Origin of the sequence: Pseudomonas sp. DrBHI1 (assembly GCF_002205115.1) — a bacterium.
In the GTDB taxonomy this organism is placed as follows: domain Bacteria; phylum Pseudomonadota; class Gammaproteobacteria; order Pseudomonadales; family Pseudomonadaceae; genus Aquipseudomonas; species Aquipseudomonas mosselii.
In genome coordinates, this window is record NZ_NIBE01000056.1 from 1 (window position 1) to 9,351 (window position 9,351).

The 9,351-nt window shown below is 64.7% G+C and carries 10 protein-coding genes and 3 pseudogenes; 8 read left to right on the forward strand and 5 right to left on the reverse strand.

The features are described 5' to 3' along the window. Nucleotides 1-916 (forward strand): annotated as a pseudogene (locus tag CC207_RS10455) (hypothetical protein); the annotation flags it as partial. 29 nt (nt 917-945) lie between these two features. Here the strand turns inward: CC207_RS10455 and CC207_RS10460 are convergent. Next, nucleotides 946-1,374: a PACE efflux transporter gene (locus CC207_RS10460; protein ID WP_069016195.1), complete on the reverse strand. Its 429-nt coding sequence runs from the start codon at nt 1,372-1,374 to the stop codon at nt 946-948. A 100-nt stretch (nt 1,375-1,474) separates the two neighbouring features. Here CC207_RS10460 and CC207_RS10465 point away from each other — a divergent pair, with 100 nt between their 5' ends. The 3 genes and pseudogenes from CC207_RS10465 to CC207_RS28285 all read left to right on the forward strand — a co-directional run bounded on the left by CC207_RS10465 (nt 1,475) and on the right by CC207_RS28285 (nt 4,390). Next, nucleotides 1,475-2,353 carry a LysR family transcriptional regulator gene (locus tag CC207_RS10465; protein WP_028692684.1) on the forward strand — a complete coding sequence of 293 codons (879 nt, stop codon included), beginning with the start codon at nt 1,475-1,477 and terminating at the stop codon, nt 2,351-2,353. 150 nt (nt 2,354-2,503) lie between these two features. After that, nucleotides 2,504-3,535, forward strand: a pseudogene (locus CC207_RS28280) (cache domain-containing protein); the annotation flags it as partial. Nucleotides 3,536-3,649: 114 nt separating this feature from the next. After that, nucleotides 3,650-4,390 carry a methyl-accepting chemotaxis protein gene (locus tag CC207_RS28285; RefSeq protein ID WP_371263136.1) on the forward strand — a complete coding sequence of 247 codons (741 nt, stop codon included), beginning with the start codon at nt 3,650-3,652 and terminating at the stop codon, nt 4,388-4,390. A 135-nt stretch (nt 4,391-4,525) separates the two neighbouring features. Here the strand turns inward: CC207_RS28285 and CC207_RS10475 are convergent, their stop codons facing one another. Next, entirely contained in the window at nt 4,526-4,903 is a 378-nt protein-coding gene (locus CC207_RS10475) for a RidA family protein (protein ID WP_062359526.1), read from the reverse strand. A 195-nt stretch (nt 4,904-5,098) separates the two neighbouring features. On the opposite strand from CC207_RS10475, the gene CC207_RS10480 reads away from it, so the two are divergent. After that, complete coding sequence (locus CC207_RS10480) at nt 5,099-5,884, forward strand: sulfite exporter TauE/SafE family protein (protein WP_023630744.1); 786 nt, start codon at nt 5,099-5,101, stop codon at nt 5,882-5,884. A 211-nt stretch (nt 5,885-6,095) separates the two neighbouring features. Here the strand turns inward: CC207_RS10480 and CC207_RS10485 are convergent, their stop codons facing one another. Further along, complete coding sequence (locus tag CC207_RS10485) at nt 6,096-7,136, reverse strand: DUF1176 domain-containing protein (RefSeq protein WP_088852055.1); 1,041 nt, start codon at nt 7,134-7,136, stop codon at nt 6,096-6,098. Nucleotides 7,137-7,286: 150 nt separating this feature from the next. On the opposite strand from CC207_RS10485, the gene CC207_RS10490 reads away from it, so the two are divergent. Continuing rightward, nucleotides 7,287-7,859: a biliverdin-producing heme oxygenase gene (locus CC207_RS10490; RefSeq protein WP_088852057.1), complete on the forward strand. Its 573-nt coding sequence runs from the start codon at nt 7,287-7,289 to the stop codon at nt 7,857-7,859. A gap of 18 nt (nt 7,860-7,877) precedes the next feature. Here the strand turns inward: CC207_RS10490 and CC207_RS10495 are convergent, their stop codons facing one another. After that, a complete protein-coding gene (locus tag CC207_RS10495; protein ID WP_143496107.1) occupies nt 7,878-8,327 on the reverse strand; it encodes a hypothetical protein in 450 nt (149 codons plus the stop codon). A gap of 26 nt (nt 8,328-8,353) precedes the next feature. Between CC207_RS10495 and CC207_RS27515 the strand changes: the two are divergent. Both CC207_RS27515 and CC207_RS10505 read left to right on the forward strand, forming a co-directional pair. Continuing rightward, nucleotides 8,354-8,555: pseudogene (locus CC207_RS27515) on the forward strand (helix-turn-helix domain-containing protein); the annotation flags it as partial. Between the two features lie 35 nt (nt 8,556-8,590). Then, nucleotides 8,591-9,040, forward strand: coding sequence for a GNAT family N-acetyltransferase (locus CC207_RS10505; RefSeq protein ID WP_088852056.1), 450 nt, complete (start codon nt 8,591-8,593; stop codon nt 9,038-9,040). A 48-nt stretch (nt 9,041-9,088) separates the two neighbouring features. Here the strand turns inward: CC207_RS10505 and CC207_RS10510 are convergent. Further along, on the reverse strand, nt 9,089-9,351 hold a 263-nt coding region (locus CC207_RS10510), incomplete at its 5' end, for a hypothetical protein (protein WP_088852058.1).

Here is a 9,351-nt window from a genome sequence, read left to right on the forward strand (position 1 = left end):
GCCACCCCCGCAGAATCTGCCCCCCGCCGCCTGGCAACGCATCGACCAGGACATCATCGAAGCTTCGGTCGCCGCAGCGGACTCGGCCAACGACTACGCCCGGCGCTCCATGCGTGTGTGGAAGGAGCAGGTACAGCAGCGTACCGAGAACGATTTCATCCCCTGGTTCACCGGCTACTGGACCCAGCAATGGCTCACGCTCAAGGTGGCCTGATACACGATGAACAGCGGCAACGGCAACGAGCCGCCAGAGAAGCGCCTGGGCCTGTACCTACAAGCGCAATACCGCGAACGGGTGATCGACCCGGTGGCCGAGCAGATCAACCCCGAGGGCATCCGCGACCGCGCCAGCGAGCTGTACCTGCAACTGCTCGGCCAGCAGCTGCCGGCGATCATCCAGCGCTACAACGCGCCGCCCGAGCAGTTCAGCCAGCGCCTGAATCGCATCCCGATCATCGCCCTGGGGCCGCCGGACGCACGCAACGCGTCGCTCTATCAACTGCTGCGGGCCAAGTCGCTGGACCAGCAACCGGCCTGGCAATCCCTGCGCCAGCACCTGCACCAGCAGGCCGCCAAGGCCCCCGGGCAGACCGAGGCAGGGCTGTCGTCGGTGGCCACCCAGGCCAGCGAAAAACTCGGCGCCACCCTGGCCCCGCGCGGCGCCGCCAGCGCGATCGCGGCGGCGGTGGGCAAGGCGGCGGGGGCGTTGATCTCGGTGGCGGCAACTGGCTACGGCATCATCACCCATGACCGCGAACAGCCGCAGATGGTCGAGCAACTGCGGGTGATCCTCAATGTGGCGCTGAACCAGGAATGGCAGGAGCTGATGGAGAACCGCCAGAGCGGGGCCATGGCCGGGGTGTACTACCTGTCGGGGCAGGTGGAGGACAGTTTGCTCGGCTACCGATCCCCCTGAAGCGAAGTCGACGCGCGCCTGCAAAAGGCTCAGGCCGTCGCCATTGCCGAGGTCGGCAAGCCGAAAATCCGGTCGAACGCCCAGTTATAGAGGAACGTGTAGCACGGCACCAGGATGATGAACGCCAGGTCCACCAACAACGCCTCCAGCAGCGTCATGTCCAGCCACCAGGCGATCAGCGGGATCAAGTACACCACCAGGGTCAGTTGGAAGCCGATGGCATGCGCCACCCGTCGGCCCAGGCTGCGGCCGCGCTTGGCCTGGCGGCTCTCCCAGCGCTCGAACAAGGTGTTGTAGATGAGGTTCCAGAGCATGGCGATGGTGGTGATCATCACCGCCAGGGGCCCGGTGTGCGAAGCCTGGGTGTCGGACAGGTAGGCTAGGCCCAGGGTCGACATGCACAGGCCGATCAGTTCATAGAAGGTCACGTAGACCAGTTTGCGTTTGAGTCCTTGCACGAAGTTACCTTGCTGCGGGTATGACGAAGGCGCGCAGGATGAATCAATAAATTTGACAGGAAAAGTAAGTAGCCTTCAGATTTGCTGAAAGGAGACTGCCATGAACTTTTCCAGCGATACCATCCTGCTGTTCCTTGCCGTGCTCGACCGCGGCTCGTTTTCCGCCGCCGCGCGGGCCCTCGGCCGCGTGCCTTCGGCGGTGAGCATGGCTATCGGCAACCTCGAGGCGGAGCTTGGTTACCCGTTGTTCGAACGCGGCTCGCGCGAGGCGCGCCCGACCGCGCAGGCCCAGGCCCTGGAACCCCATGCCCGACTGATTGCCGAACAGCTCGGGCTGCTGGAGGTGCACGCGCTGGAGCTGTCGCGTGGGCTCGAAAGCAGCCTGGCCATCGCCGTGGTCCCGGACATCGACCAGCGCCCGTTGCTCGAAGCCATTACTCGCCTTGGCGAGCGCTATCCGCTGCTGGACATCGAACTGCTCGCCGCGCCCCAGGAAGAGGCCCTGCAGTTGCTCGACAGTGGCCGCGCCGGCCTGTGCCTGGCCTTCGCCGGATTGCAGGTGGATCCGCGGCGCAGCTTCCAGCACATCGCCATCGAATCGCTGGTGGCCACGCTGTCGCCGCAGCACCCCGCCCTGCGTGAAGGGCGCATCCGTCACCTTGAAGACCTGGTAAACCTGCGACAGATCCTGGTACGCAGCCGCGACCTGCCACTGTCCGACCCGCGCTCGCTGATCGGCACCTCGCATTGGCGCACCGACAGCCTGGACCTTGCCGTGCAGATGGTCGAGGCGGGGCTGGGCTGGGGCGATTTGCCCCTGTCACGGGTCGCGCCGCTGATCGACGCCGGGCGCCTGGTGCGCCTGGAATTCCACAACACCCGCAACGAACTGCAACTGCCGGTGAATGCCTTCTGGCTCAAGCAGCAACCCCTCGGCCAGGCGGCCAGGATGTTGGTGAGCCTGTTGGCTTCGAAATGATTTGTCACCCTGTTAGGGCAATTGCGCCAAGCATTGCGACATTTAGTCTTTCAACATTTTTCAGACTCGGCCGATAGCGTTGCAACAGGCTCCGCCATCCGTGCCACAAGCACGCGGCGCCCTCCTTTCACTGGCTCAAGGTCTCGAAACATGAACCTGAAATTCCGCCACAAGATCCTGCTCAGTGCCTGCGCCGTCGTCGTACTGGCCTTCGCGCTGTTCACCCTCTACAACGACTACCTGCAACGCAACACCATCCGCCAGAACATCGAGTCCTCGGTGCGCCAGGCCGGCGCGCAGACCGCCAGCAGCGTGCAGAACTGGATGAGCGGCCGCATTCTGGTACTGGAGAACCTGGCCCAGGACATCGCCCAGCAGGGTGCCGGCAGCAACGTGCCGGGCCTGGTCGACCAGCCGTCGTACACCAGCAACTTCCAGTTCACCTATTTCGGCCAGAACACCGGCCTGTTCACCCAGCGCCCCGACGCCAAGATGCCCGATGGCTACGACCCGCGTCAGCGCCCCTGGTACACCCAGGCCGTGGCCGCCAACCAGACCATGCTGACCCCACCCTACATGGCGGCGGTAGGTGGCCTGGTGGTGACCATCGCCATGCCGGTCAAGGCCAAGGGTAGCGGCGAGCTGATCGGTGTGGTCGGCGGTGACCTGAGCCTGAACACCCTGGTCGACATCATCAACGCCGTCGACTTCGGCGGCATCGGCCACGCCTTCCTGGTCGACCGCAATGGCCAGGTGATCGTCAGCCCGGACAAGGACCGGGTGATGAAGAACCTCAAGGACATCTACCCGGGCTCGCCGCTGCGCGTGGAAACCGGCATCCAGGAAGTGAGCCTCGACGGCAAGGAGCGCATCATCTCCTTCGCCCCGGTCGACGGCCTGCCGTCGGCGCAGTGGTACATCGGCCTGTCCATCGACAAGGAAAAAGCCTACGCCCCGCTGAGCCAGTTCCGCACCTCGGCCATCATCGCCATGCTCATCGCCGTGGCGGTCATCGCCGGCCTGCTCGGCCTGCTGATCCCGGTGCTGATGCGCCCGCTGACCACCATGGGCCGCGCCATGCAGGACATCGCCGAAGGCGAAGGCGATCTGACCCGCCGCCTGACTGTCGAGCAGAAGGACGAGTTCGGCGAGCTGGCCATCTCGTTCAACCGTTTCGTCGAGCGTATCCACGCCTCGATCAGCGAAGTGTCCTCGGCCACCCGCCTGGTGCATGACCTGTCGGAAAAGGTCGTGGTCGCCTCCAACGCCTCGCTCACCGGCTCCGAAGAGCAGAGCATGCGCACCAACAGCGTCGCTGCCGCCATCAACGAACTGGGCGCCGCCACCCAGGAAATCGCCCGCAACGCCGCCGATGCCTCGCAACACGCCAGTGGCGCCAGCGAACAGGCCAACGGTGGCCGCCAGGTGGTCGAAGAGGCCATCAGCGCCATGACCGCCCTGTCCGAGCGCATCAGCGAGTCCTGCGAGCAGATCGAGACCCTCAACGCCAGCACCGACGAGATCGGCAAGATCCTCGACGTGATCAAGGGCATCTCCCAGCAGACCAACCTGCTGGCGCTCAACGCCGCCATCGAGGCCGCCCGTGCCGGTGAGGCCGGCCGAGGCTTCGCCGTGGTCGCCGACGAAGTGCGCAACCTGGCCCACCGCACCCAGGAGTCGGCCGAAGAGATCCACCGCATGATCACCAGCCTGCAGGTCGGCTCGCGCGAGGCGGTGCACACCATGAACACCAGTCAGGTCTCCAGCGAAGAGACCGTGCAGGTGGCCAACGAGGCCGGTGAGCGCCTGGCCAGCGTCACCCAGCGCATCGGCGAGATCGACGGCATGAACCAGTCGGTGGCCACCGCCACCGAAGAGCAGACCGCCGTGGTCGAGAGCCTGAACCTGGACATCACCCAGATCAACGCGCTGAACCAGCAAGGGGTGGAGAACCTCAACGAAACCCTGCGCCACTGCGACGCCCTGAGCCAGCAGGCCGGGCGCCTGAAGCAACTGGTCGGCAGCTTCCGTATCTAAGGCGTGCTCTTCGCCGACAAGCCGGCTCCTACTGCAGGAGCCGGCTTGTCGGCGAGCCGGCCGCTCAGGCCACCTCAATCTCCCCTGCCCCGCCGCATCAGCCCATCGTCCTGACCGCCTAGGACGGTGCCGCTGTCATTCCTGCCCGACGAAGGCCTGCACCTCGATCTCCACATCCACGCCCAGGGCCAACGCCGAGGCCACCGTGGAGCGCACCGGCAACGCCGCGCCGAAGAACGTCTTGTACACCTCGTTGAAACCCGCGAAATGACTCATGTCCGACAGCCATACGGTGCACTTCACCACCTGGTCGAAGCGCGCCCCGCAGGCCGCCAGGCTCTCGCCGATCCGCTCGCAGGCCGCGCGGGTCTGTTCCTGAATATCGCCCTTGACCACCTCGCCGGCCGCATTCATCGGAATCTGCCCGGAGAGGAACAGGAACCCTCCAGCCTTCACCGCACGTGAAAATGGAAACGGCAGGCTGCTGGGAAAACGCTGGATGTCATTGCTCATGGAACACTCCTTTCAGGGTTGGTTGGAACGTGCCGCCGGACAGCGCGCGAACTCATCGAGATTGCAGCACGCCCGTCGCACATCTTGAACAGGCCAGCGGTTATAACCTAATAACGAACAAGTCTATTTGGCTATAAAAAAATCTATATGCTGGCAAGCATCCGATCACGGGCAAGCTGGGCAGTCGAGTAGCGTATGGATGTAGGTTCTTTCGGTTTCACCATTGCGGGCCTGGTTGTGGGCTTCATCGTCGGCATGACCGGCGTCGGCGGCGGTTCGCTGATGACCCCGATCCTGCTGTGGTTCGGCATCAACCCGGCCACCGCCGTGGGCACCGACCTGCTCTATGCCGCCATCACCAAGGCCAGTGGCGTCTGGGTGCATGGCCGCAACAAGAACATCGACTGGAAGATCACCGGCTGGCTGAGCCTGGGCAGCGTGCCCGCCGCCGCCCTCACCCTGTGGTTCCTCAGCACCCTGCACACCGATACCTCGGCGCTGAACGCCATCATCAAGCAAGGCCTGGCGGTGGTGCTGATCCTCACCGCCCTGGCGATCCTGTTCAAATCGCGCCTGCAGGCGTTCGCCAGCAAGCATGCCGGCGATCACTACCACCTCAGCGACCGCACCCTGAACATCCTCACCGTGATCACCGGTGTGGTGCTGGGCGTGATGGTCACCCTGACCTCCATCGGTGCCGGCGCGCTGGGGACCGTGGCGCTGTTCCTGCTGTACCCGTTCCTGGTCACCCGCCGTCTGGTCGGCACCGAGATCGCCCACGCCGTGCCATTGACCCTGGTGGCTGGCCTCGGTCATGCCGGCATGGGCAACATGGACTGGTCACTGCTGGGCTACCTGCTGCTGGGTTCGCTGCCGGGGATCTACCTGGGCAGCCACCTGACCGGGCGCATCTCTGACCGCGTGCTGCGGCCTTGCCTGGCGACCATGCTGCTGCTGATCGGCTACAAGCTGGCGTTCTGAACCACACCTCGCGCCCTTCTGAGCGGCCTTGCCGAGGCGTCGGACCGGTCGGAAAGGGCCGCAGAGCGGCCCCGGAAATATCAGCTTGATGCGCAGATCTGGGGGCGCTTTCAGCCTGCGCGGCCAGTGGCGCCATGAGCGCCAGCAGCAGTGCCGCACGGTAGTGTTTCATCCATTGCATGGTGTTGCCCCGGACGTCCCTTTCACGCTTTCAGCCTTCGCTGCGCCATAGTACCGGCCAACTGTCAGTGCCCACTTCGGCGCACCGGTCCATCCGCGCCAACCTGACCAGGCGCATGCGCATGCCGTCGTAGCGCCAGCTTTCCTCGACCCCGCAACTGCCGGGATAGTCGTCCTTGGCATAGCTGTGGAGCTCGCCTTTTTTGGGGTAGAACTCGATGGCATCGCGCATCCGGCTGATCAGCACCGGGCTGGACGGTGCCTCGAACTCAAGCGGCCCAAGGGTGTAAGGCGCCTTACGCGACACCTTGTACAACGCGTAGAGGCAATGGAAGTCGTTGCAGTTGTAGCTGAGCAACGCCAGGGCGTGCTGGCCGTCCAGGGCGTGCAGCTCAAGCTTGGGAGCGACATCGTATTCGTTCTTCAACTGGTCTTCGGCGGCCGCCTTGGCCATCACTACCGGGTTGATGCCCGCCAGTTCCTGCTCGCTAAGCGGCGTTGCTGCCACAAAGGCCGGCCCCTTGGGCTTGGCCGGGATGGGCAGCTGGGTGTCGGCGACGCTGTCACCGGGTCGCATCAGCGCGCTGTAGTGACCGACGCGGCCCTGCACCGCATCCATCAGCAGCAAGACGGCGCTCAGGCCCTGCAGCGAACTCACGCGCTCCCCTGGCCGGGTGTCGTCCACCAGGCGCTGGCCGTTACGCAATTGCTGCAACACGGCGTAGGCATCGGCGCCCTCCAGTTCCAGGGTGGTCTCGACGCCGCGGGTCATGCGCCAGGGGGCGACCAGCAGTTGGCCGTCGAGCAGGGGTTCGCCCGACCAATCGGTGCTGCCCACCAGGGTCAGGTGCAGGTTGCCCCAGGCGCCCGCCTCGCGCTGCACCAGCATGCCCACCCGCATCTTCTCCGGATGATCGGCCAGCACCGCGGTGCAGAAACGCGTGTTGTCGCAGCCCACCACCCAGTCCTTGATCTCCCGGTACACCGGTACCGGCTCTGGCTCCGCCGCGCCGACCAGGCCCGGTAGCAACGCCAGCCCCAGGGCCAGCCAGTTCCTTGTTGTAGCGCGCATCGTGCTGCATTCCTGTCTTAGCCGTGAAAGCCCCACTCCAGAGGCGGCGCAATGATTCCACAGATCAAATGCCAGGTGCGGAAAATCGGCAGTGGTGATTGCGCCATGGGATCTGGCAGTATCGGTGGCGTCCTGTTCAGAGCCTGCGCCATGTCCGCTACCGTCAGCCCGCTGTTGCTTGCCTTGCGCGAGGGTACCCGCGCCTGCCACGAAGGGCTGGAGGCGCGCCTGCCGTTCTTCAGCGAAGGTTTCGACCGGGCGGCCTATGCGCGCCTGCTCGGGGCCTACCATGGCTTCCACGCGCCGCTGGATACCTTGCTGGCCGAGTACCAGGGCACCGAACGCAACAAGACACCCGCCTTGTCACGCGACCTGGGCGCCCTGGCCATCGATGTCGAATCGCTGCCCTTGTGCCACACCCTGCCTCGTATCGACGACGAAGCCAGCGCACTCGGCGTGATGTATGTACTGGAAGGCTCCACCCTGGGCGGCCAGGTGCTCAAGCGGGCCATGGCTGAACGCCTGGGGATCGACGCCGACAACGGCGGTGCGTTTCTCGACGTCTACGGCCCGCAGACCGGCGTACGCTGGCGCAGCTTCCTCGGTCGCCTGGCTGGCGCCGATCCGGAGCCTGCCGCCCAGGCCCGGACGGTAAAGGCTGCGGTCGAGACCTTCACCTGCTTCGAACGATGGCTCGAAGAGCGACGCGTGCTGGTCTGTTGATCCCGCGCGCTGGGGCCCTCACTTGCGGCACTTGTTCAACAGCGATGTCACCGCAGGCGTCATGCTGATCGCCGCTGCGCACAAACCACCGCATAACACCGCGAAGCCGAGCGCCCGCAACGGGTGCAAGGTATTGAAGAACGCCAGCACCAACAGCACCAGCAACAGCGCCAAGCCGTAGCGGATTGCCGCCCTTGAAATGACCACCATCAGCAGGTTGAAGAGCACGAAGGCGTAGAACACCATCATCGTCGCCAAGCCGGCGCTGACGCCTCGCGCCATGGGCGGGCCAACATGCTGCCGATAGAAATCGAAGCCCTGGCTCAAGAGGAAGGGAAACGCCACACAGGCCAATGCGTGCAGCAGGAAACGGGAAAGCAACGGCAACATTCGTCCTTGATCCTGGAGCCGGCCGCAGGGCCGTGAGTGAGGAAAGCGGATGCTAATGGCCTGAATGGACGCCAGCAAGCCGCAGCATTGGCTGGCAACCCCTCGTGACCGAAGCCGCAGAGTCCCGGAGCAAGACCGGTTTGTCCCAGCTGAAGTTCGCCGAGCTGCTCGGCGTCTGCGTACGTACATTGCAAGAATGGGGAACCACGCCGGCGCACGCCTTCGGGAGCTGCACATACGCTACTGCATATCGCATCTGTACGGCCGGATGTGTTTCATGAAATCCTGCAGGATCGCCCCACATAGCAAGGGCGCTGGACAGCCTGATAGCGAGCCCCGACATGAACGTCATTGCCTGTGATCTGCACCACCTGGACGCCGCCGCGGACCTCTTCAACCAGTACCGGATGTTCTACCAGGAAGCGGATGACCTCCCCGCTTCCCGCGCATTCCTCAAGACCAACCTGGAGACCGGCAACTCGCGCATCTACCTGCTGCTGGACACCGACGGCCAGGCCATCGCCTTTGCCCAGCTGTACCCGGCGACCTGCTCGCTGGCGATGAAGCGCTTCTACTGGCTGTATGACCTGTTCGTTGCTCCGCACGCCCGCAGGGGCGGCCATGCCCGCTTCCTGATGCAGCAACTGACCGATATTTTCCAGGCCGAGGGCGCGCAGCGGTTGAGCCTGGACACCGCCCGGACCAACCTCGCCGCCCAGGCGCTGTATGAATCGCTGGGGTATGTAGCCGAGCAGGATTTCGTGACCTATCACAAGATGCTCGATCACTGACGGGCAGGTGCAGGGTCGGGCCGCACAGGGGGCCCTCGCTGCCATCGACTATCCTCGCTCTATCCCGTCCAGCACCGCCGACGCCAAGGCCAGCCCTTTTTCCAGGGAGTTCTCCGTCGCCACCAGCAGGCTGCGCAGTGGTTCGCTGGCTTTCTCCAGGGCCATGGCATTGGTTTCGTAGGCCGCCTGCAAGGCCGCTACCGCGCACACCAGCGCATCCTCGCCATCAATACCAGCATGCACCGAGAACATCGGTGGATGGGCGTCGTGGCAGGTGCCAAAATGGGCGTGGGCCGTGGTGGGGCGGGAGG

What these genes read in the sequence shown, in the direction of transcription:
- CC207_RS10465 (WP_028692684.1), top strand. Translation starts at nt 1,475, where the DNA reads ATGAACTTTTCCAGCGATACCATCCTGCTGTTCCTTGCCGTGCTCGAC.
- CC207_RS10505 (WP_088852056.1), top strand. Translation starts at nt 8,591, where the DNA reads ATGAACGTCATTGCCTGTGATCTGCACCACCTGGACGCCGCCGCGGAC.
- CC207_RS10490 (WP_088852057.1), top strand. Translation starts at nt 7,287, where the DNA reads ATGTCCGCTACCGTCAGCCCGCTGTTGCTTGCCTTGCGCGAGGGTACC.
- CC207_RS10480 (WP_023630744.1), top strand. Translation starts at nt 5,099, where the DNA reads ATGGATGTAGGTTCTTTCGGTTTCACCATTGCGGGCCTGGTTGTGGGC.
- CC207_RS28285 (WP_371263136.1), top strand. Translation starts at nt 3,650, where the DNA reads ATGCGCACCAACAGCGTCGCTGCCGCCATCAACGAACTGGGCGCCGCC.
- CC207_RS10475 (WP_062359526.1), bottom strand. Translation starts at nt 4,903, where the DNA reads ATGAGCAATGACATCCAGCGTTTTCCCAGCAGCCTGCCGTTTCCATTT.
- CC207_RS10485 (WP_088852055.1), bottom strand. Translation starts at nt 7,136, where the DNA reads ATGCGCGCTACAACAAGGAACTGGCTGGCCCTGGGGCTGGCGTTGCTA.